The organism is Burkholderia lata (genome assembly GCF_902499335.1).
GTDB classification, from domain to species: domain Bacteria; phylum Pseudomonadota; class Gammaproteobacteria; order Burkholderiales; family Burkholderiaceae; genus Burkholderia; species Burkholderia lata_B.
Genome location: NZ_CABVQK010000011.1, coordinates 163,155 through 187,815 on the forward strand (window position 1 = coordinate 163,155; position 24,661 = coordinate 187,815).

Annotated in this window: 25 protein-coding genes; 15 read left to right on the top strand and 10 right to left on the bottom strand. The window is 66.8% G+C overall.

Annotated features, from left to right (window positions below; genetic code table 11):
• Positions 1-25 precede the first annotated feature (25 nt).
• Complete coding sequence (locus tag BCO18175_RS26540) at positions 26-1,666, bottom strand: GMC family oxidoreductase (RefSeq protein ID WP_174985518.1); 1,641 nt, start codon at positions 1,664-1,666, stop codon at positions 26-28.
• A gap of 729 nt (positions 1,667-2,395) precedes the next feature.
• Between BCO18175_RS26540 and BCO18175_RS26545 the strand changes: the two genes are divergently transcribed.
• The gene (locus tag BCO18175_RS26545) at positions 2,396-3,838 is read left to right on the top strand and encodes a coniferyl aldehyde dehydrogenase (protein ID WP_174916607.1); all 1,443 of its coding nucleotides are present in this window, start codon (positions 2,396-2,398) and stop codon (positions 3,836-3,838) included.
• 72 nt (positions 3,839-3,910) lie between these two features.
• Here the strand turns inward: BCO18175_RS26545 and BCO18175_RS26550 are convergent, their stop codons facing one another.
• Positions 3,911-4,933 (bottom strand): serine/threonine protein kinase, encoded by a 1,023-nt coding sequence (locus BCO18175_RS26550; RefSeq protein WP_438820286.1) that lies wholly within the window; start codon positions 4,931-4,933, stop codon positions 3,911-3,913.
• Between the two features lie 58 nt (positions 4,934-4,991).
• Positions 4,992-5,204, bottom strand: coding sequence for a hypothetical protein (locus BCO18175_RS26555; RefSeq protein WP_006477514.1), 213 nt, complete (start codon positions 5,202-5,204; stop codon positions 4,992-4,994).
• Positions 5,205-5,990: 786 nt separating this feature from the next.
• Here BCO18175_RS26555 and BCO18175_RS26560 point away from each other — a divergent pair.
• Together BCO18175_RS26560 and BCO18175_RS26565 are read left to right on the top strand one after the other, a co-directional pair.
• Positions 5,991-6,872, top strand: coding sequence for a DMT family transporter (locus tag BCO18175_RS26560; protein ID WP_174985520.1), 882 nt, complete (start codon positions 5,991-5,993; stop codon positions 6,870-6,872).
• A gap of 303 nt (positions 6,873-7,175) precedes the next feature.
• Positions 7,176-7,361 carry a hypothetical protein gene (locus BCO18175_RS26565; protein WP_011353526.1) on the top strand — a complete coding sequence of 62 codons (186 nt, stop codon included), beginning with the start codon at positions 7,176-7,178 and terminating at the stop codon, positions 7,359-7,361.
• Between the two features lie 110 nt (positions 7,362-7,471).
• Here the strand turns inward: BCO18175_RS26565 and mgrA are convergent, their stop codons facing one another.
• Positions 7,472-8,515: an L-glyceraldehyde 3-phosphate reductase gene (gene mgrA / locus BCO18175_RS26570; protein ID WP_174985522.1), complete on the bottom strand. Its 1,044-nt coding sequence runs from the start codon at positions 8,513-8,515 to the stop codon at positions 7,472-7,474.
• A gap of 193 nt (positions 8,516-8,708) precedes the next feature.
• Here mgrA and BCO18175_RS26575 point away from each other — a divergent pair, with 193 nt between their 5' ends.
• The gene (locus BCO18175_RS26575; RefSeq protein ID WP_174916611.1) at positions 8,709-8,915 is read left to right on the top strand and encodes a DUF3185 family protein; all 207 of its coding nucleotides are present in this window, start codon (positions 8,709-8,711) and stop codon (positions 8,913-8,915) included.
• Between the two features lie 149 nt (positions 8,916-9,064).
• Here the strand turns inward: BCO18175_RS26575 and BCO18175_RS26580 are convergent, their stop codons facing one another.
• Positions 9,065-9,838, bottom strand: a complete 774-nt coding sequence (locus tag BCO18175_RS26580) for a phytanoyl-CoA dioxygenase family protein (RefSeq protein ID WP_174985524.1) — start codon at positions 9,836-9,838, stop codon at positions 9,065-9,067.
• 352 nt (positions 9,839-10,190) lie between these two features.
• Between BCO18175_RS26580 and BCO18175_RS26585 the strand changes: the two genes are divergently transcribed.
• A complete protein-coding gene (locus BCO18175_RS26585; RefSeq protein ID WP_011353530.1) occupies positions 10,191-10,532 on the top strand; it encodes a hypothetical protein in 342 nt (113 codons plus the stop codon).
• Positions 10,533-10,663: 131 nt separating this feature from the next.
• Here the strand turns inward: BCO18175_RS26585 and metK are convergent, their stop codons facing one another.
• Positions 10,664-11,851 (bottom strand): methionine adenosyltransferase, encoded by a 1,188-nt coding sequence (gene metK / locus BCO18175_RS26590; RefSeq protein WP_122946502.1) that lies wholly within the window; start codon positions 11,849-11,851, stop codon positions 10,664-10,666.
• A gap of 265 nt (positions 11,852-12,116) precedes the next feature.
• Here metK and BCO18175_RS26595 point away from each other — a divergent pair, with 265 nt between their 5' ends.
• Positions 12,117-13,001: a lipid A biosynthesis lauroyl acyltransferase gene (locus tag BCO18175_RS26595; protein WP_174973568.1), complete on the top strand. Its 885-nt coding sequence runs from the start codon at positions 12,117-12,119 to the stop codon at positions 12,999-13,001.
• Between the two features lie 21 nt (positions 13,002-13,022).
• Here BCO18175_RS26595 and BCO18175_RS26600 read toward each other — a convergent pair whose 3' ends face one another.
• A complete protein-coding gene (locus BCO18175_RS26600) occupies positions 13,023-13,325 on the bottom strand; it encodes a HigA family addiction module antitoxin (RefSeq protein ID WP_174985526.1) in 303 nt (100 codons plus the stop codon).
• 281 nt (positions 13,326-13,606) lie between these two features.
• On the opposite strand from BCO18175_RS26600, the gene dapF reads away from it, so the two are divergent.
• The 9 genes from dapF (at position 13,607) to BCO18175_RS26645 (ending at position 22,327) form a co-directional block, all read left to right on the top strand.
• On the top strand, positions 13,607-14,476 hold the full coding sequence (gene dapF, locus BCO18175_RS26605; protein WP_174985528.1) for a diaminopimelate epimerase: 870 nt from the start codon (positions 13,607-13,609) through the stop codon (positions 14,474-14,476).
• A gap of 37 nt (positions 14,477-14,513) precedes the next feature.
• Positions 14,514-15,239, top strand: coding sequence for a DUF484 family protein (locus BCO18175_RS26610; RefSeq protein ID WP_174985530.1), 726 nt, complete (start codon positions 14,514-14,516; stop codon positions 15,237-15,239).
• Between the two features lie 14 nt (positions 15,240-15,253).
• The gene (gene xerC, locus BCO18175_RS26615; RefSeq protein WP_174916618.1) at positions 15,254-16,174 is read left to right on the top strand and encodes a tyrosine recombinase XerC; all 921 of its coding nucleotides are present in this window, start codon (positions 15,254-15,256) and stop codon (positions 16,172-16,174) included.
• 76 nt (positions 16,175-16,250) lie between these two features.
• Positions 16,251-17,465 carry a class I SAM-dependent rRNA methyltransferase gene (locus BCO18175_RS26620; protein WP_174985532.1) on the top strand — a complete coding sequence of 405 codons (1,215 nt, stop codon included), beginning with the start codon at positions 16,251-16,253 and terminating at the stop codon, positions 17,463-17,465.
• Positions 17,466-17,664: 199 nt separating this feature from the next.
• Positions 17,665-18,744 carry a CobW family GTP-binding protein gene (locus BCO18175_RS26625; RefSeq protein WP_174985534.1) on the top strand — a complete coding sequence of 360 codons (1,080 nt, stop codon included), beginning with the start codon at positions 17,665-17,667 and terminating at the stop codon, positions 18,742-18,744.
• A 496-nt stretch (positions 18,745-19,240) separates the two neighbouring features.
• Entirely contained in the window at positions 19,241-19,657 is a 417-nt protein-coding gene (gene dksA, locus BCO18175_RS26630) for an RNA polymerase-binding protein DksA (RefSeq protein WP_006477498.1), read from the top strand.
• 237 nt (positions 19,658-19,894) lie between these two features.
• Positions 19,895-20,431, top strand: coding sequence for an ATP-dependent protease subunit HslV (hslV, locus tag BCO18175_RS26635; RefSeq protein WP_021156275.1), 537 nt, complete (start codon positions 19,895-19,897; stop codon positions 20,429-20,431).
• A 10-nt stretch (positions 20,432-20,441) separates the two neighbouring features.
• Positions 20,442-21,785: an ATP-dependent protease ATPase subunit HslU gene (gene hslU, locus BCO18175_RS26640; RefSeq protein ID WP_174985536.1), complete on the top strand. Its 1,344-nt coding sequence runs from the start codon at positions 20,442-20,444 to the stop codon at positions 21,783-21,785.
• 179 nt (positions 21,786-21,964) lie between these two features.
• Complete coding sequence (locus BCO18175_RS26645) at positions 21,965-22,327, top strand: hypothetical protein (RefSeq protein ID WP_174985538.1); 363 nt, start codon at positions 21,965-21,967, stop codon at positions 22,325-22,327.
• 12 nt (positions 22,328-22,339) lie between these two features.
• Here BCO18175_RS26645 and BCO18175_RS26650 read toward each other — a convergent pair whose 3' ends face one another.
• The 3 genes from BCO18175_RS26650 to BCO18175_RS26660 form a co-directional block, all read right to left on the bottom strand.
• Positions 22,340-22,882: a response regulator transcription factor gene (locus BCO18175_RS26650; protein WP_011353543.1), complete on the bottom strand. Its 543-nt coding sequence runs from the start codon at positions 22,880-22,882 to the stop codon at positions 22,340-22,342.
• 13 nt (positions 22,883-22,895) lie between these two features.
• The gene (locus BCO18175_RS26655) at positions 22,896-24,314 is read right to left on the bottom strand and encodes an ATP-binding protein (RefSeq protein WP_174985540.1); all 1,419 of its coding nucleotides are present in this window, start codon (positions 24,312-24,314) and stop codon (positions 22,896-22,898) included.
• 92 nt (positions 24,315-24,406) lie between these two features.
• A complete protein-coding gene (locus BCO18175_RS26660) occupies positions 24,407-24,631 on the bottom strand; it encodes a cysteine-rich CWC family protein (RefSeq protein ID WP_174973577.1) in 225 nt (74 codons plus the stop codon).
• Between the last annotated feature and the right edge of the window lie 30 nt (positions 24,632-24,661).

Here is a 24,661-nt window from a genome sequence, read left to right on the forward strand (position 1 = left end):
ATGGCCGCCGCCGTGCGCGCGCCGCTCAGCGGCCGTGCACCGCCGCGGCTGCCTCGCCGCGCGGCGCCACGCCCTTGCGCGTGGCGACGATGAATTCCGCCGCGCGTTCGCCGATCATCACCGACGGCGCATTCGTGTTCCCGCCGACGAGCGTCGGCATCACCGAAGCATCCACCACGCGCAACCCTTCGACGCCACGCACGCGCAGTTGCGGATCGACGACCGCACGCGCATCCGAACCCATCCGGCAGGTGCCGACCGGGTGGTAGATCGTGTCCGCGTGCTCGACGATCGTCTTGCGCAGCTCCGTTTCGCTCTGGTCCGCCCGCGTGTACAGCTCGCGACCGCCCTGCGACGCGAGCGGCGCCTGCGACAGGATCTTGCGCATCGCCTGCGTGCCGCGCACGAGCAGGTCGAGATCGCGCGAATCGCTGAAGAAGCGTGGATCGATCAGCGGTGCGTCGCGCGCATCGCCGCTCGCGAGCGCCACCGTGCCGCGGCTGAACGGCCGCAGCGCGCACACGTGCAGCGAATAGCCGAAGCCCCAGTGCATCTTGCGGTTGTGGTCGTCCACGAGCGCCGTGCAGAAATGCAGCTGCAGGTCGGGACGCTCGAGCGACGGATCGCTCTTGATGAAGCCGCCGGCCTCCGCGACGTTGCTCGTCATCATCCCGGTACGGCTCGAGAAATAGCGCGCGAGCGCGGGCGTCATCTTCGCGATCCCGCGCAGGCACACGCCGACCAGTTCCGATGAATTCACGCGCGTATTGATGATGAAATCGATATGGTCGATCAGGTTCGTGCCGACGTCCGGCGCATCCTGCACGACCGCGATCCCGTGCCGGCGCAGTTGCTCCGCCGGGCCGATCCCCGAACACATCAGCAGTTGCGGCGAATTGAACGCGCCGGCCGACAGGATCACTTCCGCGCGCGCATCGAGCGTCTCGACGCGCCCGTTGCGCGCGACCGCGACGCCGGCCGCACGCTTGCCGTCAAACGTCACGCGCAACACCGTCGCATCGGTGATCACGTGCAGGTTCGGCCGGTTGCGGCCGTAGATATATGCGCGTGCGACGCTGCAGCGCGAGCCGTCGCGGTGCGTCACCTGATAGAAACCGACGCCTTCCTGCGTCGCGCCGTTGAAATCGTCGTTCAGCGGATAGCCGGCCGCATGCGCGGCCTGGATGAATCGTTCGGAGAACGGATTGCGAAAGCGCAGATCCGACACCGTGAGCGGGCCGTCCGCACCGTGCCACGCATCGGCGCCGCGCTCGTTGCCCTCCGCGCGGCGGAAATACGGCAGCACGTCCTGCCAGCCCCAGCCCGTCGCGCCGAGCTGCGCCCATTCGTCGTAGTCGCCCGGGTGGCCGCGCGTGTAGATCATCGCGTTGATCGCACTCGAGCCGCCCATCCCGCGCCCGCGCGGCTGGTAGCCGCGCCGCCCGCCGAGGCCCGGCTGCGGCACTGTCTCGTAGCCGTAGTTCGTACCGAGCTTGAACGGCACCAGCGCGGCGATGCCGACCGGCATGTTGACGAGCAGGTTGCGCTCCGTATGCGAGCCGGCCTCGATCAGTGCGATCGTCGCATCGGGGCAGGCATCGGCGAGACGGCCTGCCAGGCTCGACCCGCCCGAACCGCCGCCGACGATGATGTAGTCGTATTGCATGTCACGTCTCCGTCGTGTCATGGATGGCGCCCGGCACCGCCGCGCGACCGCGTCCCCTCTTGTAATGTTCCGGCATTGTAGAAATGGCCGTCGCGCGCGCGGCGCGCGGATTCAAGAGCGATTCCTCTAAACGCCCGCGTGAACTAAATTTAAGATGTATCGATTCGCTTTGCGCGACGCGCCGGCCACCAGAAGCCGATCCGTCGCGAAACGGGAGTGACGACGATGCAGCGCCAGGTTCTGCAGGCCGCGTGCCGACCGGGTTGTCCGGATGCGATGCGCGCAGCCCGCATTTCATTTCAAACGGCTGCCCGCGCGGAGAGGCTCAGTGTCATGCGCGCAGTCGATCGAAATCGAACGGCACGTGTCGTCGCCGACCGTTTGGACGGCTTGTCGCCGCAGCGGCACGATGGGCTGCGACACGATTTGGCGTACACGTCGCGCCGCCCTGCTTCGGTGCACCGGCAGGCGTTCGCGACGCAGCGACGCGTGCCCGTAGGCAGTCACATCGCGGCGCACGCGCATGCGCCACGGAGCGGTTTCCGGATGCACACACCGTCGCGCGGATGCGACGCCCGCCGCACGCTTCAACCGGTTTTCGAGCACCCGTCGCATCCGGCCCCGCGCCGCGCGACACGCACCACCCCGATCCGCGTCGCCGCGCTCGCCGAGCGTGCGCGTGCGGCGTGACGGCCGGCCGACCAGCCAGGCCCAACTGGAGGAGACGACATGAAGAACGACCTGCCCGAACTGGCCCCGCAAGCACTGCCGTCCGCCGATGCGCTGACGGCGCTGCTGCGCGACCAGCGCGCGGCCTACCTGCGCGCACCGTACCCGGCATGGGAAACGCGCGTGCAACACCTGCGCGCGCTGCGCACGATGCTGATCGACCATGCAGATGCACTCGCCGAAGCGATCAGCGCCGATTTCGGTCATCGCGCGAAGCAGGAAGTGCTGCTGTCGGAAATCTGGATGGCGAAGGAAGAGATCGACGACGCGCTCAAGCACGGCAAGCGCTGGATGAAACCGATCCGCAAGCCGATGAACAAGTGGCTGCGCCCGGCGCGCGCGAAGGTGATTCCGCAGCCGCTCGGCGTGGTCGGCATCGTCGTGCCGTGGAACTACCCGGTGCTGCTCGCTGCCGGCCCGCTGATCTGCGCGCTCGCGGCCGGCAACCGAGCGATCATCAAGATGTCCGAACTGACGCCGCGCACGTCGGCGCTGTTCGAGCAGCTCATCGCCAAGACCTTCACGCGCGACCACGTCGCGGTCGTGAACGGCGATGCGGAAGTGGGCGCCGCGTTCAGCGGGCTGCCGTTCGATCATCTGCTGTTCACCGGTTCGACCCACGTCGGCCGCCACGTGATGCGCGCGGCCGCCGACAACCTCACGCCCGTCACGCTCGAACTCGGCGGCAAGTCGCCGGCGATCGTCGGCCCGAACGCGCGCTTCGATGCGGCCGTCGACGCGATCGTCGCGGGCAAGACGCTGAACGCGGGCCAGACCTGCATCGCGCCCGACTACGTGCTGTTGCCGCGCGGGATGGAAGCCGCGTTCATCGAGCGCGCGCGCGCACGCTTCGCGAAGATGTATCCCGATCTGTCGGCCAACGGCGACTACACGACGATCGTGTCGCCGCGCCACTACGCGCGGCTGCAGCAGCTCGCGAGCGACGCGCAGGCGGCCGGCGCGCAGCTGCATCCGCTGTCCGACGCGCAATCCGATCCCGCATCGCGCCGCTTCGTGCCGTGCGCGGTCACGCAGGTGCCGGCCGCGTCGCAACTGATGCAGGAGGAAATCTTCGGGCCGCTGCTGCCGCTCGTGCCGTACGAACGGCTCGACGAGGCGATCGCGTACGTGAATGCACGCCCGCGTCCGCTTGCGCTCTATCTGTTCGACGAGGACGGCGGCACGATCGATCGCGTGATGCGCGAAACGATCTCGGGCGGCGTGTCGATCAACGAAACGCTGATGCACATCGCGTGCGGCAGTTTGCCGTTCGGCGGTGTCGGGGCGAGCGGCATGGGCGCGTATCACGGCTACGACGGCTTCGTGACGTTCTCGAAGATGAAGCCGGTGCTCACGCAGGCACGCCTGAACGCGCGCAACCTGCTCGCGCCGCCGTACGGCAAGCGCTTCGCCGCGCTGATCAAGCTGATGCTGAAGTTCTGAGCGAAACGGGCCGCGCACATCGCGCCGCGGCCCGCACATGCATGTCGCGCGGCGCGAGTGCCGCGCGCACCGTCACACGGGCCAGAGCGGCCCCTCCTGCATCGCGCCGATCTGCTCGCGCAACTCGAGCACGCGCGCTTCCCAGTAACGATGCGTGTTGAACCACGGGAACGCGGCCGGAAACGCGGGATCGTCCCAGCGCCGCGCGAGCCATGCCGCATAGTGGATCAGCCGCAGCGTGCGCAGCGCTTCGACGAGATGCAGCTCGCGCGGCTCGAATTCGCAGAAATCCTCGTAGCCGGCCAGCAAATCAGCCAGCGCACGCGACGCGCCTTCGCGATCGCCCGGTAGCAGCAGCCACAGATCCTGGATCGCGGGCGCCATCCGGCTATCGTCGAAGTCGACGAAGTGCGGGCCGGCATCGGTCCACAGCACGTTGCTCGGATGACAGTCGCCGTGCGTGCGCAGCAGGCGGATCTCGCCCGCCCGCTCGAACGCGGCCTCGACGCCTTCGAGCGCGAGCGTCACGGCCGTCGCATAGGCGGGCCGCACATCGTCCGGAATGAAATCGTGCGCGAGCAGGTAATCGCGCGGCTCGTAGCCGAACGTATTGATGTCGAGCACGGGGCGCGCGACATACGGCTGCGTCGCGCCGACCGCATGGATCCGGCCGATGAAGCGGCCGAGCCATTCGAGCGTGTCGCTGCGATCGAGATCGGGCGCGCGGCCGCCGCGCCGCTCGAAGATCGAGAAGCGGAAGCCGTCGAATGCGTGCAGCGTGCGGCCGTCGAATGCGCGCGCGGGCACCGCCGGAATCTCGCGCGCGGTGAGTTCGGCGACGAACGCGTGCTCTTCGAGGATCGCTTCGTCCGACCAGCGTGCCGGACGATAGAACTTCGCGACGACCGGCGGGCCGTCTTCGATGCCGACCTGATAGACGCGGTTTTCGTAGCTGTTGAGCGCGAGCATGCGCCCGTCGGTGCGCAGGCCGGCCGGTATCAGCACGCTGTCGAGCGCGTCGAGCACGCACTCGGGCGTGAGTCCGGCGAACGGCGGGCCGGCGGGAGAAGCGGGAGCGGAAGTGACGTCTTTCATGCCCCGCATTGTGCCGCCAGCCGGGCTGAAAGACGAGCGCCCGATGCGGCGTGTGCGCTTAGTGCAGCGCCGCGCCGGCCGGCAGCACGGATTCGCCGGTGTCGATCAGGTCCTCGAGAAAGAACGGCTCGGTGTTGAGTTCTTTCGACTCACCCGGCACGCCCGCGTACCAGGTCACCATGGCCATGTCGCCCAGGATGCGCTGGACGATGCCGCGTGCGCCCTTCGGCACCGCGATATGGGTAGTGCAGACAATCGACCCGATATGCATGATGGTTCCCCACTCTTGAATCTTGAAACCCGGCCCGCTGGCGGGCCGGCAAATGCACGATCCGCGCCGCTCTCGACGGAGCGCTGCGCGTAATCCCATTGTTCACGGTTTATCGAAGCGCGAAAAGAAGAAGAAGCAGGCGAAGTGCCGCGAATTCGTCGAATGTCTCCAATCAACCACTGCGCCGGACGGCTGCTTGCCCGCCCGGCTACCCCCATCATACCCTGTCGAATGTGACTGCCCGCCGAATCCCCAACATCACCGCGGCGCGCACGCAATGGACGCCCCGCACGCACCGTGAATCCGGTGCCGGGTCACCAGGCACTTCCGCGCCACAACGCTTGCCGAACCGCGCGACGCCTTCATCACCTTCCTCCTGCCTGGAACGCAGCCAGCGCAGCGACCGTTGCGCACGCATCGCCCTTCGTCATACGAAGCCACCGACAGGTGTTGCGTCCGATGCCGGCCTTGCGGTACCTTTGATGCTCATTCGCGTTCAAGCGCATTCCGATACGATGCATCCGCTCACGTCCGCCCTTGCAAAATCCCGGCCGCAGTTCGACTCGCGGCCGCAGGCGTGCGCGCATCCGTCGGTCCTTCCTCCTCCTGTCGCACCGCCGCTCGTCGGCGCCGCGCCGCCCCCTCCGGCGGCACGCGCCGGCTGACCAGCCGGCTTTTCGTTTCGTCTTCCATTCGCCCGCAGGCTTGCATTCGTGCGTCGTGACGCACGGCGTGTTGCTGCGCGCGCGGATGGAACATTTCGATCCGTTCGACAGGTGGATTCACATGGTTTCGTTCAAACGCGCGCTCGCCGCGCATGGAGCGACGTCGCTCTTCGTGCTGCTGTGGAGCAGTGGCGCGATCTTCGCTGAACTCGGTCTGCGTCACGCATCCGCGTTCGTCTTTCTCACCGCGCGATTCGCACTGGCATCGCTCGTGCTGCTCGGGCTGGCCTTCATGCGCAAACGCTGGCTGCCGCCGCGCGGCGAGCGGCGCATGGCCGCGCTGACCGGCTTGCTGATGATGGGCGGCTATTCGATCTTCTACCTGCTCGCACTCGAACGCGGGATCGCGCCGGGCGTGCTCGCGACGATCCTCGGCGTGCAGCCGATCCTCACGCTCGCGATCGTCGAGCGGCGCTGGCAACCCGTGCGCGTCGCGGGGCTCGCGTTGTCGCTGGCCGGACTCGCACTCGTCGTGTTCCGCGGCACGGAGGACGGCGGCCTGTCGCTCGCAGGCGTTGCGTGCGCGCTCACCGCGCTCGTCGCGCTGACCGCCGGCTCGCTGCTGCAAAAGCGCGTACGTGCGGCGCCTGCCGACGTGCTGCCGCTGCAGAATGCGATCGGCCTCGCGCTGTGCGTGGCGATCGTGCCGTTCCGGCCGGTGTCGTTCGACATGAGCTGGGCGTTCGTGATCCCGCTGCTGTGGCTCGGCATCGTGATTTCGGTGATCGCGCAACTGCTGTTCTACCGGTTGATGCAGCGCAGCGATCTCGTCAACGTGACGAGCCTGTTCTATCTCGTGCCCGTCGTCACCACGCTGATGGATGCCGTGTGGCTCGGCAACCGGCCCGAGCCGCTCGCGCTCGCCGGCATGGGCGCGATCATCGCGGGGCTCGCGCTCGTGTTCCGCGCGCCTGCCGCCCGCGTGCAACCCGACCGCGCATGAGCGGGCGTGCCGTCGCGCCCGCGGGTGCGGCGGCACGCATCGGACACATACGACGAATCCGCAACAATCGAAAGGCACGGGAAAGATGCGTGCAAGGCGTTCGTCGAACTGGCGGGAAAAATGCGTGATTCGTGGGGCTTTCCGCTGATTTTTTAATGGTTCGGATAGCGAAAAGCGGTGCCGGTTGCCTATACTCGAATTAACCGCCCCGCTCGCAATCGGGTCGGACCAACACTAGAAACACCCGGCATGGGGCCGGAGTTCGCGCCCAAGCGCCCACTCCGGTCGACCCTGGAGACACGCATGACGACCTACTTCACGATCGGCGACTTCATCCTGTTGATTCCGATGGCGCTGGCCGGAGCGCTATTTCTCGGCGCGGTGCCGTGTGCAACCGAATTCCGCCACAACCTGCTGCGCGTGCTGGGCGTCATCCTCGGCGTCGGCGTTGCGGTATTGCTCGTCGAAGGCCTGCCTGCGCTGATCTAGCGGCGCACCACCCGTGCGTGACGCGCATCGCTGCATTGCAGCGATGCGATGTGCTGCGCACAAGCCATTGATACGGCACGCGATGTTTCGCATGCCGTATCGACTGCCGATCAGATCGACTGATCGGTGGACGGCTTTTCCCACAGATTGATGCCGCCTTCCGTCGCGTAACGATCGATCTCCGCGAGTTCGTCCGCCGAGAATTCGAGGTTCTTCAACGCGCCGACGTTTTCGCGCACCTGCTCCGCCCGGCTCGCGCCGATCAGCGCGGACGTCACGCGGCCGTTGCGCAGCACCCACGCAAGCGCCATCTGCGCAAGGCTTTGCCCGCGCCGTTCTGCGATCGCGTTCAGCTTGCGCACATGGTCGAGGTTGTCCGCGCTCAGGTGATCCTGCTTCAGCGAGCCGCCGCCCGGCTTGTTCACGCGCGCATCGGCCGGCACGCCGTTCAGGTACTTCGACGTGAGCAGCCCCTGCGCGAGCGGCGTGAACGCAATGCTGCCCGTGCCGATCTCGTCGAGCGTGCCGAGCAATTCGGTTTCGACCCAGCGGTTCAGCAGGTTGTACGACGGCTGGTGGATCAGTAGCGGCACCTTGTACTGCGCGAGCAGTTCCGCCATCTCTCGCGTCTTCGCTGCCGAATACGACGAGATGCCGATGTAGAGCGCCTTGCCCTGCTGCACGGCCGACGCGAGCGCGCCCGCCGTTTCCTCGAGCGGCGTGTGCGCATCGAAGCGGTGCGAATAGAAGATGTCGACGTAGTCGAGCCCCATCCGCTGCAGGCTCTGGTCGAGGCTCGCGAGCACGTACTTGCGCGACCCGCCGCCGCTGCCGTACGGCCCCGGCCACATGTCCCAGCCGGCCTTCGTCGAGATCAGCAACTCGTCGCGATACGGCCGGAAATCCTCCTTCAGCAGCCGGCCGAAGTTGGTTTCCGCGCTGCCGTAGGGCGGCCCGTAGTTGTTCGCGAGATCGAAGTGGTTGATGCCGAGGTCGAACGCGGTGCGCAGGATGTCGCGTTGCGTCGAGATCGGCGTCGAGTCGCCGAAGTTGTGCCACAGGCCGAGCGACAGCGCGGGCAGTTTGAGCCCGGATTTGCCGCAAGTGCGGTATTGCATGCCGGCATAACGTTCGGAAGCTGCTTCGTAAGCCATGAGTCGGTTCCGTCAGGACATCGGGAAAGGGGACGCGCGCCGGCCGCGCACACGGCGCGGCGGCGGCGAAGGAGTCATACGACGACTATGGTAGCGAAAGCGGCCGAAACGCGCTCGGCGGCACGGCGATGGACGCGGTCGCGGCCGTCGCCTACACTGCGGCGTCTCGAATCACCGTTTCAGCGAGGTTGGTATGTCCCGGGTCATCTCGGTTGCACTGCTCGTCGGCGGCGTCTTGCTGCTGTATTTCGGCGGCCAGTCGTTCCATTCGATCAACGACAACGTGTCGCGCTTCTTCACCGGTTCGCCCGCGACGAAGACGATCCTGCTGATCGTGGGCGGCGCCGTCGCATCGTTCGTCGGCCTGATCGGCCTCGCGATGCCGGGTAGCAAGCGCTGATCGCTCAGCCGCGCGATGCCCGCACGGCCCGCGTCATACGATCGGGCCGCGCCAAACGAAACGGGCGGCCAGGCCGCCCGTTGCTTCATTCGCCCGCGATGCGCCGCATCGCGTGAGCGCGGCGGTATCGCCGCCCGTCCGATCCGAACCTAGAACTGCACTTCCGACTTCGACGCCGAGCGCGTGCCCGGCACCGGCCGGTTGCTCGCGGCGTGGTACGTGTACACGAGCGAGAACTTCACCTGGTCGGAACGGTTCTGCCCGGCCGAATGCAGCGTATTGCTGTGGAAGAACACGACGTCGCCCGTCTGCAGCGACGGGCACGTGGCCGCGTCGATCATCTTCTTGTTCGCCGGCAGGTCGCCGCGGAAGAACTTCGCATCGTCGAACGCTTCGGGACCGAATTCGGCCGTATGCGACCCCGGTACGAGCCACAGTGCGCCGTTCTCGTTCGTTTCCGGCCCGAGCGCGAGCCACACCGACACCATGTCCGGACGCTCGAACGACCAGTAGCGGAAATCGCGATGCCAGCCGGTCAGGCTGCCGTACGCCGGGTGCTTCGTCATCATGCAGTTGTGATGCGCGCGCGACAGCACGGGTTCTTCACCAAAATACTCGCGCATCCACGCACCGATTTCGGGTGCGATCGCGCGCTCGGCGAACGCCGGATCGCGCGAGTACGCATCGAGCAGCCGCCGCACCGTATGCCCGCCCGGCGCATGCTTGGACTCGGGCGCGCCCGGGTAGCGCAGGTCCGCCTCGAATTCGATCGGCTCGGCCGCCTCCCGCAACTGGCGCTCCGCGACCTGCCTGAGCGCCGCGCACTGCTCGTCGCTGACGAGGCCACGCGCGACGACGAAGCCGCGCTCGCGCAATTCCGCGACTTGCGCGCGGATCGATTCCGACTGCAATGGAGACGACATGGGATGCCAGACGTTTTTTGTGTGAATGTGACGATTGTAAATCGGCGCCGGATGCCGCGAACAGCACCATTGTCGTGCGCAGGGGCATGCCAATCGAGGATTTGATCAGGCTCAAGGGAACTGTGCGGCGCGGCGCGGGCCTCACCGACAGGCGGTATGCGGCACACGCCTTGTGGCACAAGGGTTTATCGCGACTTTTGCCCGTCATGAATCCCCTGTAGCCTGTCGCGGCCTGTCAATTCTGGCGGGCGCGGCGCGCAGCGAGTTTCGATAAGATCCGTTGCGCCATCCGAGGCCGTTCATACCAGTGCGCTCCCAAGGGCGCCATCCATACAAGCGAAGCATCGTTCACATGCCATTCCGTCTGACTTCCCGTCTCAGCCGCGCTGCGAAGCGCGTTGTGCCGCCCGCTCCTGCCCGCTCGCTGCGCCATCATCGCGCACGCACGCAGGCGCTGGCCGAGCGTACGCCCGCACATAGCCGGCTGGACGGTATCCGTGCGTGGTTCCACGCATTTTTCTCGATGATGAGCGCGCAGGCGTTCTCGCGCCGAGCCGGCCTGCGCTCGCTGCTGCAGAAGCCGTCGTCGCTGCGCGCGCTCGCGCTGCGCCGTGCGCTCGGCCCGCAGCGCCGCGTCAACCGCCCGCGCCGCCTCGCAGCCAGCAACGGCTGGTTCGGGTTCGGCGCGCGCTGAGCGCGCGCCGGCGGGCACCGTGCGCGACGATCGCCGTCGCGCCGCTGCCCGATTGTCCGGTTGCCCCGGCGATCGGAACCCATAAAAAAACCCCGGCTTTGCCGGGGTTTTTCATTTGACGCGAACGACGCTTACGCGACGCGTGCCGTCGGCTCGACGCCGGCCGCTTCGGCCAGGGCGAGCGCCTTGTCGGTCGCTTCCCACGAGAATTCCGGCTCTTCGCGGCCGAAGTGGCCGTAAGCAGCGGTCTTCTCGTAGATCGGGCGCAGCAGGTCGAGCATCTTGATGATGCCCTTCGGACGCAGGTCGAAATGCTCGCGCACGAGCTTCGTGATCACCGCATCCGACACGCGGCCCGTGCCGAACGTGTTGACCATCACCGAGGTCGGCTCGGCGACGCCGATCGCGTACGACACCTGGATCAGCGCGCGCGACGCGAGGCCGGCTGCGACGATGTTCTTCGCGACGTAGCGGCCTGCGTACGCAGCCGAACGGTCGACCTTCGACGGATCCTTGCCCGAGAACGCGCCGCCGCCGTGCGGTGCGGCACCGCCGTACGTATCGACGATGATCTTGCGGCCGGTCAGGCCGCAGTCGCCCTGCGGGCCGCCGATCACGAACCGGCCGGTCGGGTTCACCAGGAACTTGATGTCGCCCTTGATCAGGTCAGCCGGCAGCGTCGGCTTGATGATTTCCTCGATCACGGCTTCGCGCAGCGCGGGCAGCTCGATGTCCGGTGCGTGCTGCGTCGACAGCACGACGGTGTCGATCGAATGCGGCTTGCCGTCGACGTAGCGGATCGTGACCTGCGACTTCGCGTCCGGGCGCAGCCATTGCAGGCGGCCGTCGCGGCGCAGGCTGGCCTGACGCTCGACGAGACGGTGCGACAGGTGGATCGGCAGCGGCATCAGTTCCGGCGTTTCATCGCACGCGTAACCGAACATCAGACCCTGGTCGCCCGCGCCCTGGTCGAGGTTGTCGTCGTGTGCGCGATCGACGCCCTGGGCGATGTCCGGCGACTGCTTGTCGTACGCGACGAGCACCGCGCAACCCTTGTAGTCGATGCCGTAGTCGGTGTTGTCGTAGCCGATGCGCTTGATCGTGTCGCGCGCGATCTGGATGTAGTCGATGTTGGCCGTCGTGGTGATTTCACCGGCCAGAACGACGAGACCAGTGTTGCACAGCGTTTCCGCCGCGACGCGGGAATATTTGTCCTGCTCGAGGATGGCGTCGAGGATCGCGTCCGAGATTTGGTCCGCGACCTTGTCCGGATGGCCTTCGGAGACGGATTCGGACGTGAAGAGATAATCGTTTGCCACTTTTTCAGGCTCCTGTGTGGTTACGGTTGGTTTCACGTAGCCAGCTTCGTTGGGCCTGAAGCGGCGACGCTTTAGCGGATTACCAGGACCGGGCAGCGCGTGTAACGCTAACCGGCTTCGCCCCGCAAGTTGTCAGTTAACTCGGCGAAGCCCGTATTATAGCGGCTTTCCTGAATTGTCACAGAGCGCCGCCCGTGCTGCATCTTCCGCTGTTTCACCACCCTGTTTGCAAAGCGCCGGCCAGCCGGTCCCACGGAGGTTTCACATGCTAGGTCGTCTAGGCACGTACCTCGCCATTGGCTTGCTGAAACTGCTCGCCCGGTTGCCGTACGGCCTGACCGCACGGTTCGGCGATGGTCTCGGCTGGCTGCTCTACAAGATCCCCAGCCGGCGAAAGCGCATCGTACACACCAATCTGAAACTCTGCTTCCCTGATTGGAGCGACGAACGCCGCGAGGAAGTGGCCGGCCTGCATTTCCGTCACGCGATCCGCAGCTACGTCGAGCGCAGCTACCAGTGGTTCGCGTCGGAACAGGCCTACCGCAAGCTGTTTACGGTCGAGAGCGAAGTCGACCTCAGCGATCCGGACATGCCGCCGACCCTCTTGCTCGGTTTCCATTTCGTCGGCATCGAAGCCGGCTCGATGGCGATCAATCTCGCCCTCGGCCGGACCTGCGGCTCGCTCTACACGCCGATGAAGAGCCCGGAAATCGAAGCCGCGGCCAAAGCCGGCCGCAGCCGCTTCGGCGCGGAGCTGGCGAGCCGGGCCGACAGCGCGCGTACCGTGCTGCGCTGGCTGCGCGACCGCAAGCCGGTGATGCTGGGCGCCGACATGGACTACGGGCTGCGCAACTCGACGTTCGTGCCCTTCTTCGGCGTACCCGCTTGCACGCTGACCGCTGTGGGCCGGTTCGCTCAGACCGGCCACGCGCAGGTCCTGCCCTTTATCGGCGAGGTGCTGCCGAACTACAAGGGCTACCGGCTGAAGGTCTTCAAGCCGTGGGCCAACTACCCGACCGGGGACGACGATCTCGACGCGCGGCGGATGAACGAATTCCTCGAGGAACAGATCCCGCTGATGCCCGAGCAGTACTACTGGGTCCACAAGCGCTTCAAGACGCGCCCGGCCGGCGAACCGAGCCTGTACTAAGCCATACCCGCGGGCGCACGGTCACGCACGTGCCTGCGCCCTCGCTACCTTGGGCACGCCTTTCGCGCGCGCCCGCCACAAGTCGCAAGCGGATTGCTGTGCCAGCCACAGATCCGCGCGACCGCCGTTTTCCTCTCCAAGCCACGCCTCGATGCGCAACGCCATTTCCGGCGAAATCCCGGCGTGACCATGCAAAATGCGCGACAGCGCCGCACGCGTCACGCCAAGCTGAGCGGCGGCCTCGGTGACGGTGAGGCCGAACGCCGGCAGCACGTCATCGCGCAGGGTTTCGCCCGGATGGGGCGGATTGAAGATGCGAGTCATCGCTTTCCTGATCAGGTCGTGAAGCCGTTTTCGTGTGGCAAAACTATGCAAATCCTTCGGTTGCCTAGTCAATTTGACTCGTACGAAAGCGCTCGCTCGATTCCCCCCATGCCTTCGCCATCCTCGCCATCCCGCTCATGCCCCCGCCCGCGCAGGACGCCCCTGTCGGCTGCATGTATCATTTGCGGTTGAGATCAGCACGACGAACGAGGCCGCCCGGCATGGCGCGGCGTCGCGCGAGCCGCGCTGACCGCCTTGTTCGTCATGGAAATCCGGACCCAGTGAAACTCTCGTTCACCAAGATGCACGGCGCGGGCAACGACTTCGTCGTGCTCGACGGCTATTCGCGCGCATTGCCGCCGCTCACCGAAGCGCAGGTGCGTGCGCTCGCCAACCGCCACTTCGGCATCGGCGCCGACCAGCTGCTGCTCGTCGAAAAACCGACCGTCGACGGCGTGGATTTCAAGTACCGGATCTTCAATTGCGACGGCGGCGAAGTCGAACACTGCGGCAACGGCGCGCGCTGCTTCGTGAAATTCGTCAGTGACCGCGGCCTGACCGACAAGCGCAGCGTGCGCGTGCAGGTGATGAAGGGCCTGATCACGCTGACGATGCAGGACAACGGCGAAGTCGTCGTCGACATGGGTGCGCCCGTGTTCGTGCCGGCGCAGGTGCCGTTCGATGCAGCGGGCCTCGACGGCCGCACCGAGGGCCGCGACACGCTGTGGCCGCTCGACGTCGGTGGTTCGACGCGCTGGATCTCGACGGTGACGATGGGCAACCCGCACGCGGTGCAGGTCGTCGACGACACCGAAGCCTATCCGGTGCACGAAGAAGGCCCGCTGATCGAGCATCACACGCGCTTCCCGGAGCGCGTGAACGCCGGCTTCATGCAGGTCGTATCGCGCAGCGAAGTGAAGCTGCGCGTGTACGAACGCGCGGCGGGCGAAACGCTCGCGTGCGGCACCGGCGCGTGCGCGGCGGTCGCGGCCGGCATCCGGCGCGGCCTGCTCGATTCGCCGGTGACCGTGCACACGCACGGCGGCACGCTGACGATCAGCTGGGACGGCGCGCGCGACGAAGCCGCCGCGCTGATGATGGCCGGGCCCGCCACGACCGTGTTCGAAGGCGAGATCGACCTGCCTGCCTGACCCTGCAACGTCCTTGATAACTGAACGCTCCAGCCACATGAACGATCGCGAAGTCGCCGACTACCTGCTCGCCAATCCCGAATTCTTCGCGCAGCACGCCGAACTGCTCGCGACGATCCGCCTCGCGAACCCGCACGGCAAGGCCGCGATCTCGCTGCAGGAGCGGCAGATGGAAATGCTGCGCGACAAGAACAAGCATCTCGAGCGCCGGCTCGCCGAACTCGTGCGCTATGGCCACGAGAACGACAGCCTGTCCGCGAAGTTCAGCCGCTGGACGGCACGCGTGATCGCGGAACGCGATCCGTACGCGCTGCCGCGCACGATCGCCGACGGCATCGCCGAAGTCTTCGACGTGCCGCAGACGGCACTGCGCGTGTGGGACGTCGCCGACACCTACTCGCAAGCCGACTTCGCGCGCCAGGTCGGCGAGGAAGTGCGCCTGTTCACGAACGGGCTGTCGACGCCGTACTGCGGTGCGAACACGGGCTTCGAAGCCGCGCAGTGGCTTGCGCCCGCGGTCGCCGCGTCGGCCGCGAATGCGGCGGAAGGCGCGGAAGCCGCGCCGGCCGGCGACGGCTCGGCCGCATCGGTCGCGCTGCTCGCGCTGCGTGCACCGCTCGCCGGTAACGATGCGCCCGCGTTCGGCCTGCTCGTGCTCGGCTCGCCCGACCCGCGCCGCTTCCACGACGGGATGGCCACCGACTTCCTCGCGCAGATCGCGACGCTCGCGAGCGCCGCGCTCACGCGCCTCCTGCCGCACTGACCCTTCCGCACGCGATGACAGACGATCCGATCGCCGCCTACCTGTCGAACCTGAAGCACGTCAGGCAGCTGTCGGAACACACGCTGCGCGGATACACGCACGAACTCGACGAGCTGAAGAAGCTCGCGAACGGCCGTCCGCTCGAAGCGCTGACGGCCGCCGACATGCGCGGCGCGGTCGCCCGCGCACATTCGGGCGGGCTGTCCGCCCGGTCGATCTCGCACCGGCTGTCCGCGTGGCGCGCGTTCTACCGCTGGCTCGCGCAGCGCATCGAGATGCCCGCGAACCCGGTCGCCGCGGTGCGCGCGCCGAAACGCGCGAAGACCTTGCCGAAGGCGCTGTCGGTCGACGACGCATCGGCATTGATGGACGCGCCGCTCGCCAACACGACCGAAGGCATCCGCGATCACGCGATCCTCGAGCTGTTCTATTCGTCGGGGCTGCGCCTCGCCGAGCTGATCGGGCTCGACGTCATGTACACACAGGCGGACGGCTACCGCTCGGCCGGCTGGCTCGACCTCGCCGAAGCCGAAGTCACCGTGCGCGGCAAGGGCAACAAGGAGCGCAAGGTGCCGGTCGGCCGCAAGGCGATCGATGCGCTGAACGCGTGGCTCGCGGTACGCGGCGAATTCGTGAAGCACGATCCGCATCCGCTGTTCGTGTCCGTGCGCGGCAACCGGATGTCGCCGGGCGTCGTGCGCGAGCGCGTGAAGCGCGCGGCGCTCACCGCGGGCATCCCCGCCAACGTCCATCCGCACGTGCTGCGCCACTCGTTCGCGACGCACGTGCTGCAGTCGAGCGGCGACTTGCGCGCGGTGCAGGAACTGCTCGGCCACGCGAGCGTCTCCGCGACGCAGGTCTATACGTCGCTCGACTTCCAGCATCTCGCGAAGATTTACGACAGCGCGCATCCGCGCGCGAAGAAGCGCGACTGACGCGCTTCCCGTGTTACCCGCCGCGCGCGGCGACCGGCCATGGCCGGCGTCGCGCACGGCCTATTTCGATCTCATCATGCAAACCGTCACCCTCAAGCCGTCCAAGGAAAAATCGCTGCTGCGCCGCCATCCGTGGATCTACGCCAATGCGATCGACCACGTCGACGGCAAGCCCGCGCCCGGCGCGACCGTGATCGTGCGTGCGCACGACGGCCGCTTCCTCGCGCGCGGCGCGTACAGCCCGCAGTCGCAGATCCGCGTGCGCGTGTGGAGCTTCGACGAGAACGAGCCGATCGACCACGCGTTCTTCAAGCGCCGCGTGCAGCGCGCGGTCGCGCACCGCACGACGATGGTGTCGGGCACGGGCGCGGTGCGGCTCGTGTTCGGCGAAGCCGACGGGCTGCCGGGGCTGATCGTCGACTACTACGTCGCGGACACCGCCGAAGCCGGCGCCGTGCCGCGCGGCCAGCTCGTCTGCCAGTTCATGGCGGCGGGCGTCGAGGCCTGGAAGGACGCGATCGTGAAGGCGCTCGTCGGCGCCACGGATTGCCCGAACGTGTACGAGCGCTCGGACGTATCGATCCGCGACAAGGAAGGGCTCGAACAGACGACCGGCGTGCTGGCCGGCGACGCACCGCCCGCGACGCTGATCTCGAACGAAAACGGCGTGCGCTATCACGTCGACGTGCCGAACGGCCACAAGACGGGCTTCTACGTCGACCAGCGCGACAACCGCGCGCTGGTTGCGCAGTACGCGGCCGATCGCGACGTGCTGAACTGTTTCTGCTACACGGGCGGCTTCTCGCTCGCGGCGCTCAAGGGCGGCGCGAAGCGTGTCGTGTCGATCGACTCGTCGGGCGATGCGCTCGCGCTCGCGCAGCAGAACGTCGTCGCCAACGGCTTCGACGCCGAACGCGCGACCTGGCTCGACGCCGACGCCTTCAAGACGCTGCGCCGCCTCGTCGACGAAGGCGAGCGTTTCGACCTGATCGTGCTCGATCCGCCGAAGTTCGCGCCGACCCGCGACAGCGTCGATCGCGCGGCGCGCGCGTACAAGGACATCAACCTGAGCGGCTTCAAGCTGCTGCGTCCGGGCGGCCTGCTGTTCACGTACTCGTGCTCGGGCGCGATCGACATGGACTTGTTCCAGAAGATCGTCGCGGGCGCGGCCGCCGACGCGAAGGTCGATGCGCGCATCCTGAAGCGCCTCGGCGCGGGCGTCGACCACCCGCTGCTCGCCGCATTCCCGGAAGGCGAATATCTGAAGGGCCTGCTGTTGCAAATCGTCTGATCGCCCCGATCTACGCGCGTAACCGTCCGCCGGCCGCGCCTTGCGCCCGGCGGATCCGCGCTCCCGCCTGTCGTTCGGACGACGGGCGAGGGCTTGACAGGTATGTTTCAATGGATGGTTGTGCGCCCCGGCTGGCAAAGCCCCGGGCGCAACGCACATCCTGGTTTTGACCCCGATTCACGAACCACAGGCGATTGACATGGCCACTCCCGTCACCATCCTCACCGGCTTCCTCGGCAGCGGCAAGACGACGCTGCTCAAGCGCATCCTGAACGAACAGCACGGCATGAAGATCGCCGTGATCGAGAACGAGTTCGGCGAAGAGAACATCGACAACGAAATCCTCATCCAGGATTCGAACGAGCAGATCATCCAGATGAGCAACGGCTGCATCTGCTGCACGATCCGCGGCGACCTCGCGCGCACGCTCGGCGATCTCGCCGCGAAGAAGCGCGACGGCAAGCTCGACTTCGACCGCATCGTGATCGAAACGACCGGCCTCGCGAACCCGGGCCCGGTCGCGCAAACCTTCTTCATCGACAGCGAAATCGCCGACGACTTCCTGCTCGACGCGGTCATCACGCTGGTCGACGCGAAGCACGCGAACGCGCAGCTCGACGAGCACGAAGTCGTGCAGCGCCAAGTCGGCTTCGCCGATCGCCTGTTCATCACGAAGTCGGACCTGGTCGACGACCAGACGGTGGCCGGCCTCAAGCATCGCCTGATGCACATGAACCCGAAGGCGGCGATCAAGGTCGTGAACTTCGGTGAAGCGGAGATCAAGGAAATCTTCGACCTGCGCGGCTTCAACCTGAACGCGAAGCTCGAGATCGACCCCGACTTCCTCGCCGAGGACGACCACGCGCATCACCACCACGATCACGACCATGATCACGATCACGCCAATTGCGACCACGATCACGGTCAATGCGCGCACGATCACGACCACGGCCATCACCATCACCACCACGCGCACCACGACGACAAGATCAAGTCGTTCGTGTACCGCAACGACCGCCCGTTCGACCCGAACAAGCTGGAAGACTTCCTCGGCGGCATCCTGCAGATCTACGGCGAGCGGATGCTGCGCTACAAGGGCGTGCTGTACATGAAGGGCGTCGACCGCAAGGTCGTGTTCCAGGGCGTGCACCAGATGATGGGCAGCGACCTCGCGTCGAAGTGGCTGCCGGTCGAGAAGAAGACGAACAAGATGGTGTTCATCGGCGTCGATCTGCCGCAGGACCTGATCACCGACGGCCTCGACGCCTGCCTCGCCTGACGCACGCAGGCAAGCGCCGCACACGCCGCCGCGCGGCCGCCTCGCAGGCGGCTGCGGCGGCCGCGGAGCGCCCTTTTCGGGCAGGGTTTCGCCGTCATCGCTTTTTCGCGATTTGCGCGTTATATTTTCTAGATATTGGCGCAGCCGACGGGGATCGACCCGATACGGCGCCCGCTTGCGATTCAGTTACAATACGTGCCCGCTGGAGTACGGCAACAAACAGGCCCGGTTCTTGCTGAACCAGTTTTCCGGGCATCGCAACCGCGCCGGATCGCCAATCCGCCTCCCGGCCGCGGCCGATGCGATGTGCCGCGCAGCACACCGGTTCGCAGCGCGCGCAACTTCGCGCCAGGCCTATCCTGGTATTTGAGAACCGGTTTTCCAGAGGCTTTCGGCCCCGCGGCGGCAAATCGCAAATGATTGCAAGCGCGGTTGCGGGTAATCCCAAAGTGCAGGCAATATCTCTCGATTTGCCGCACATTGAAGAAGCAAGCAGATGACGAAGAAACTCTTGACCGAAGCCGAAATCCTGAAGATGAGCGACAAGGATTACATGAATGAGGATCAGCTCGCCTTCTTCAAAAATCGGCTCGAACAGTTGCAGGCGGACATCCTCAAGAATGCAGGCCAGACGACCGAGAACCTGCGCGAGACGGTGATCGTGCCCGATCCCGCCGATCGCGCGACGATCGAGGAAGAGCACGCGCTCGAGCTGCGCACGCGCGATCGCGAACGCAAGCTCCTCAAGAAGGTTCAGCAGTCGCTCGCCCGCATCGATTCCGGCGATTACGGCTGGTGCGAGGAAACGGGCGAGCCGATCGGCATTCCGCGCCTGCTCGCGCGTCCGACCGCCACGCTGTCGCTCGAGGCGCAGGAGCGCCGCGAGCTGCGCCAGAAGCTGTTCGGCGACTGATCGAGCGGCGTTCCGCTCAGACACGCTGCTTCCCGAAAGCGCGCGGCCTGCCGCGCGCTTTTTGTTTTTGCGGCACCGGTTCCCGGTCCGTCGATTTGCCCACCCCGCCTCTTGATATCCCGGCGCCCGCCCTAAAATGAAACGGACGCGCGCCGGGCCGCTTCCCGGCGCACTGCGAGTTACGCGGCGGCGCCTCGCGCCCCCCCGACTCTTCCCCGTTTTTCTCAAGGAACGCAGATGGAGCAATTTCACGGCACGACCATCGTTTCGGTCCGGCGCGGCGACAAGGTCGCGCTCGGCGGCGACGGCCAGGTAACCCTCGGCAATATCGTCATGAAGGGTGGCGCGCGGAAAGTGCGGCGGATCTACAACAACCAGGTGCTGGTCGGATTCGCGGGCGGCACCGCCGATGCGTTCTCGCTGCTCGATCGCTTCGAGGCGAAGCTCGAGAAGCACCAGGGCAACCTGACCCGCGCGGCCGTCGAGCTCGCGAAGGACTGGCGCACCGACCGGATGCTGCGCCGCCTCGAGGCGATGCTGATCACGGCCGACGCCACCACCACGCTCGTCATCACCGGCAACGGCGACGTGCTCGACCCCGAAGAAGGCATCTGCGCGATCGGCTCGGGCGGTGCGTATGCGCAGGCAGCAGCCCGGGCGCTCGCGGAGAACACCGAGCTGTCGCCGCGCGAGATCGTCGAGAAGTCGCTCAAGATCGCCGGTGACATGTGCATCTATACGAACCACAACCGCATCATCGAAACGATCGAGTAAGGACCGCACCATGAGCACCATGACCCCTGCCGAGATCGTCTCGGAACTCGACAAGCACATCATCGGCCAGGCGAAGGCGAAGAAGGCCGTCGCGGTCGCGCTGCGCAACCGCTGGCGCCGCCAGCAGGTCGCTGACCCGCTGCGCCAGGAAATCACGCCGAAGAACATCCTGATGATCGGGCCGACGGGCGTCGGCAAGACCGAAATCGCGCGCCGCCTCGCGAAGCTCGCCGACGCGCCGTTCATCAAGATCGAAGCGACCAAGTTCACCGAAGTCGGCTACGTCGGCCGTGACGTCGACAGCATCGTGCGCGACCTGATCGAGATCTCAGTCAAGCAGACGCGCGAAACCGAGATGCGCAAGGTGCGCAGCAAGGCGACCGACCAGGCGGAAGACCGCATCCTCGACATCCTGCTGCCGCAGCCGCGCGCGGTGGGCTTCGGCGGCAACGCCGAACACGCGAACGACGACAACAACGCGACGCGCCAGACGTTCCGCAAGCGCCTGCGCGAAGGCCAGCTCGACGACAAGGAAGTCGAGCTCGACCTCGAGCAGCCGTCGGCCGGCATGGACATCATGGCGCCGCCGGGGATGGAAGAGATGACCGAGCAGATCCGCTCGATGTTCTCGAACCTCGGCAGCGGCAAGAAGCAGCGCCGCAAGGTGAAGATCAAGGAAGCGCTGAAGCTGCTGACCGACGAGGAAGCGGCAAAGATGCTGAACGACGAGGAAGTGAAGACGAAGGCCGTGCAGAACGTCGAGCAGAACGGCATCGTGTTCCTCGACGAGATCGACAAGATCACGTCGCGCAACAACGAAGGCAGCGGCGGTGAAGTGTCGCGCCAGGGTGTGCAGCGCGACCTGCTGCCGCTCGTCGAAGGCACGACGGTCAACACGAAGTACGGGATGGTGAAGACCGATCACATCCTGTTCATCGCGAGCGGCGCGTTCCACCTCGCAAAGCCGAGCGACCTGATTCCCGAACTGCAGGGCCGCTTCCCGATCCGCGTCGAGCTCGACTCGCTGTCGGTGAACGATTTCGAAGCGATCCTCGTCGCCACCGACGCAAGCCTCGTCAAGCAGTACCAGGCGCTGCTCGCGACCGAAGACGTGCAGCTCGAATTCGCCGAGGACGGCATCCGCCGTCTCGCGGAGATCGCGTTCTCGGTCAACGAGAAGACCGAGAACATCGGTGCGCGCCGGCTGTACACGGTGATCGAGAAACTGCTCGAGGACGTGTCGTTCTCGGCCGGCAACCATGCCGGCGAGCGCGTGACGATCGATGCGAAGTATGTCGATCGCGCGCTCGGCGAAGTGTCTCAGGACGAAGACCTGTCGCGCTACGTGCTGTAACGCGCGCGGCGTCCGACGAAAAACGGGCGGCCCCTTCCGGGGTCGCCCGTTTTTTTCATGGCGATGCGATATGGCGCACGTGCCTGCCCGTGGAACACGGCTGATGGCAGGCGCGCTGGTGCGTCCCTATAATCCGAATTCCTCAGACTACAGACAGACGCATTCGTCACCGCATTCGAATGACCATCTACCCGTCCATCGCCGGCCGATTCGTGCCGGCCCTGCTCACGCTCACGCGCGCCGACATCCTGTCGCTCATGCGCCGGATCAGGCGGGAATCGCTGCGGCGCTACAACGTCGCGTTTGCACTCGCGTGGCTGGGCACGCTGGCGGGTATCGCACTCGCCAGCGTCGCGATCAGCGTCGGCATCCAGTCCATCGCGAGTGGCGTATCGGCAACGCCGTGGCCGATGGCCGTTCCGATCGTGATCGGCGGGTTCGCGCCGTTTCTCGCGAATATCACCTACTCGGCGCTGATCACGCTCCTGCTGAAGCGCGAGATCGTCGCCTGCCTGTCGCGGGCGTCAAGCTCGCCCGGCTGACGCGCCCCCCGCTTACTGCCGCACCGGCTTCTTCGCGAGCTTGCGCTGCAGCGTCCGGCGATGCATGTTCAGCGCGCGCGCCGTCGCCGAAATATTGTTGTTGTTCTCGGCCAGCACGCGCTGGATGTGCTCCCATTCGAGCCGGTCGACCGACAGCACGACCGGATTCTCGAGCGCTTCGTCAGCCTGCACTTCGGTCGCGTTGGTCTGCAGCGCAGCCAGGATCGACTCGACGTTCGCGGGCTTCGCGAGATAGTTGTCGGCACCTTCCTTCACCGCCTGCACGGCGGTCGCGATGCTCGCGTAGCCGGTCAGCACGAGAATTCGCGCGTCGGGCTGCAGGTCGCACAGCGGCGCGATCAGGCTCAGGCCCGAATCCTCGCCGAGATGCAGGTCGACGGTGATGAACTGGAACTTGCCGCCCGCGGCGAGCCGCAGCGCCGACTCCTTGTCGTGCGCCTGCTGGACCGCGTAACCGCGGCGCTCGAGGCCGCGCGCGAGCGTGCCCGCGAACACCTCGTTGTCGTCGATCACCAGGAAATTGTTCTCGCTCATGTGGTTTCTCCGTCTACGTGTTGGTTGAGGCGGCCGATGCCGCGACGCGCACGGCCGGCAGCCGCAGCACGGCCCGCGTGCCGCGCGCGGCGCTCGTGCCGGCCGGGCGGCTGTCCGGCGTGCCGGTTGTCCGTTCGGCTTGGCGCTGGCCCGCGCGTTGTCCCGATCCTGCCGCGGCGTGACCATTCGCCGCACTGCCCGACCGACCGTTGCCGCCCGCCGTGCGCGGCACGACATCGGACAGTTCGATCTCGCCGCCGAGCCGCGCGGCCGCACTGAACGCGAGATACAGGCCGACCCCGTGCCCGCCCTGCGTGCTGTCGACCGGCATCGCGCCGAGCGATTCACGCAACGAGGCCGGAATGCCGGGCCCGTCGTCGCATACCTCGAATTCGATCTCGTCGGCCGTGCCGCCATGCGCGACCTTCGCGGCCAGCGTCACGCGCCGCGGGCTCGCGCGCGCGGCGTTGTCGAGCAGGATCGTCAGGATCTGGCCGGCAGCGACCGTATCGTCGAGCGCGACGCCCCCCGGCCGCGCGCCGAGCAGCTCGAACTGCACGTGCGGATGCCGCAGGCGCCAGTGCTCGACGAACGTGTCGAGCCAGTCGTCCACCGGCTGGCGGCTCGCGGGCGCGCTCGCACGGCTGCGCAGGCGCGCGAGCGCCGACGTGCAGAGCGACATCTGCTCCTCGAGCACCTTCAGGTCGGCTTCGTAGCGGGCCAGCCCCGGATCGGCGCGCGCCGCGTCGCGCAGCTCCTCGGCGAGCATCGCGATCGTCGACAGCGGCGTGCCCATCTCGTGCGCGACGGTGGCTGCCTGCACGCCGAGCGCGACCGCCCGCTCGTCGCGCAGCAGGTGCTGCTGCGCTTCGCCGAGCGCCGCATCGCGCTGGCGCAGCGCATTCGACATGCGCGCGACGAACCACGCGATCAGCCCGACGCTGACCATGAAGTTCGCCCACATCCCGGTACGGTAGTAGTCGAACAGGTTCGCGGGATTGTCCATGTTGAGCGGCACCGAGTCGAAGCCGAGCGCCGCGTAGCACGCGACCGCGAACGCCGCGAGCCAGATCATCAGGTGCCACGGCAGCACCGCCGCCGCGATCGCGAGCGAAGGCAGGTACAGCGACACGAACGGATTGGTCGTGCCGCCCGACAGGAACAGCAGCGCGGACAGCGCACCGAGGTCGACCCACAGCTGGCCGAGCAGCTCGAAATTGGTCTCGGGCCGCGCGCGCAGCACGCGTACCCAGGTCAGCGCGTTGAAAACGATTTCGAGCGCGATGACCATCAGCATCGCCGGCAACGGCAGATGCACGCCGAAATAGGTCTGCACGACGCCGATCGTCACGAGCTGGCCGATGATCGCGAGATTGCGGAGCCAGAACAGGTGACTGAGGTTGACGCGCCCGGTGGTGGTGATTCGTTGCATCCGAGCAGTTTACCCGTTTAGCGGGCGGCGCCTCTAGCGGGGCCGGATCGGAGCGCGGCGAACGGGACGCCTCGCGTGCCCTGCCGGTACCGTCAGCCCGCCGCGCCGGCCATCCGCTGCGCGATCTCGTCGGCCAGGCACTCGGGGCACCGGCAGCGCGCGCCGGCCGCGGGCGGCGCGCCGCCGGGCAAGACCGGCATCGACGCGCACCAGCATTCGAACGGCTGCGTGCGGGCGCCGCAGTCGAAGCTGCGGCCGCAGTGCGGGCAGCGCGCGCGGCGCGGGGCGGAACGGGCGTCGGCGGCGGAATCGGTCATGGCGAAAGCGCGGAAGCGGGCGGGAAGCCG

Bases quoted from the DNA above. Each gene is read 5' to 3' on its own strand.
- BCO18175_RS26580 (WP_174985524.1), bottom strand. From the start codon at position 9,838: ATGTCGTCTCCATTGCAGTCGGAATCGATCCGCGCGCAAGTCGCGGAA.
- BCO18175_RS26595 (WP_174973568.1), top strand. From the start codon at position 12,117: ATGCTAGGTCGTCTAGGCACGTACCTCGCCATTGGCTTGCTGAAACTG.
- BCO18175_RS26650 (WP_011353543.1), bottom strand. From the start codon at position 22,882: ATGAGCGAGAACAATTTCCTGGTGATCGACGACAACGAGGTGTTCGCG.
- hslU (WP_174985536.1), top strand. From the start codon at position 20,442: ATGAGCACCATGACCCCTGCCGAGATCGTCTCGGAACTCGACAAGCAC.
- BCO18175_RS26545 (WP_174916607.1), top strand. From the start codon at position 2,396: ATGAAGAACGACCTGCCCGAACTGGCCCCGCAAGCACTGCCGTCCGCC.
- BCO18175_RS26620 (WP_174985532.1), top strand. From the start codon at position 16,251: ATGCAAACCGTCACCCTCAAGCCGTCCAAGGAAAAATCGCTGCTGCGC.
- BCO18175_RS26550 (WP_438820286.1), bottom strand. From the start codon at position 4,933: ATGAAAGACGTCACTTCCGCTCCCGCTTCTCCCGCCGGCCCGCCGTTC.
- hslV (WP_021156275.1), top strand. From the start codon at position 19,895: ATGGAGCAATTTCACGGCACGACCATCGTTTCGGTCCGGCGCGGCGAC.
- BCO18175_RS26565 (WP_011353526.1), top strand. From the start codon at position 7,176: ATGACGACCTACTTCACGATCGGCGACTTCATCCTGTTGATTCCGATG.
- BCO18175_RS26660 (WP_174973577.1), bottom strand. From the start codon at position 24,631: ATGACCGATTCCGCCGCCGACGCCCGTTCCGCCCCGCGCCGCGCGCGC.
- BCO18175_RS26655 (WP_174985540.1), bottom strand. From the start codon at position 24,314: ATGCAACGAATCACCACCACCGGGCGCGTCAACCTCAGTCACCTGTTC.
- BCO18175_RS26575 (WP_174916611.1), top strand. From the start codon at position 8,709: ATGTCCCGGGTCATCTCGGTTGCACTGCTCGTCGGCGGCGTCTTGCTG.
- BCO18175_RS26540 (WP_174985518.1), bottom strand. From the start codon at position 1,666: ATGCAATACGACTACATCATCGTCGGCGGCGGTTCGGGCGGGTCGAGC.
- BCO18175_RS26555 (WP_006477514.1), bottom strand. From the start codon at position 5,204: ATGCATATCGGGTCGATTGTCTGCACTACCCATATCGCGGTGCCGAAG.
- BCO18175_RS26585 (WP_011353530.1), top strand. From the start codon at position 10,191: ATGCCATTCCGTCTGACTTCCCGTCTCAGCCGCGCTGCGAAGCGCGTT.
- xerC (WP_174916618.1), top strand. From the start codon at position 15,254: ATGACAGACGATCCGATCGCCGCCTACCTGTCGAACCTGAAGCACGTC.
- BCO18175_RS26600 (WP_174985526.1), bottom strand. From the start codon at position 13,325: ATGACTCGCATCTTCAATCCGCCCCATCCGGGCGAAACCCTGCGCGAT.
- BCO18175_RS26645 (WP_174985538.1), top strand. From the start codon at position 21,965: ATGACCATCTACCCGTCCATCGCCGGCCGATTCGTGCCGGCCCTGCTC.
- BCO18175_RS26625 (WP_174985534.1), top strand. From the start codon at position 17,665: ATGGCCACTCCCGTCACCATCCTCACCGGCTTCCTCGGCAGCGGCAAG.
- mgrA (WP_174985522.1), bottom strand. From the start codon at position 8,515: ATGGCTTACGAAGCAGCTTCCGAACGTTATGCCGGCATGCAATACCGC.
- BCO18175_RS26560 (WP_174985520.1), top strand. From the start codon at position 5,991: ATGGTTTCGTTCAAACGCGCGCTCGCCGCGCATGGAGCGACGTCGCTC.
- BCO18175_RS26610 (WP_174985530.1), top strand. From the start codon at position 14,514: ATGAACGATCGCGAAGTCGCCGACTACCTGCTCGCCAATCCCGAATTC.
- dksA (WP_006477498.1), top strand. From the start codon at position 19,241: ATGACGAAGAAACTCTTGACCGAAGCCGAAATCCTGAAGATGAGCGAC.